This window comes from Secundilactobacillus mixtipabuli (assembly GCF_002217925.1).
GTDB classification, from domain to species: domain Bacteria; phylum Bacillota; class Bacilli; order Lactobacillales; family Lactobacillaceae; genus Secundilactobacillus; species Secundilactobacillus mixtipabuli.
Window position 1 is genome coordinate 1 of the sequence record NZ_BCMF01000042.1, and the last position, 262, is coordinate 262.

The following is a 262-nucleotide window of genomic DNA, read 5'->3' on the forward strand; positions in this document are numbered from 1 at the left end:
GAATTATACTTACCCTAAATTGGTCGGTACTGTGTTTCCCAATGCGATTGTTCTCATTGATCGATTTCACATTGTAAATGCCCTCAGTCGGGCATTTACCAAGACCAGAATCCGCATTATGAAAGGTTTACCAACCTCTTCTCACCAATACCGCGCTTTAAAGCGTTACTGGAAATTATTATTACAGCCGGTAGAAGACGTTGACTATACTACCTACCATAAATGGACTAGTTTTTCACATATGCTTTGCGCCAAAGACGTT

Annotated in this window: 1 protein-coding gene; it reads left to right on the top strand. The window is 40.5% G+C overall.

The window, feature by feature from the left end; genetic code table 11:
• Positions 1-262: transposase (locus IWT5_RS11895; RefSeq protein WP_143443110.1), on the top strand; the 262-nt coding region annotated here is incomplete at both ends.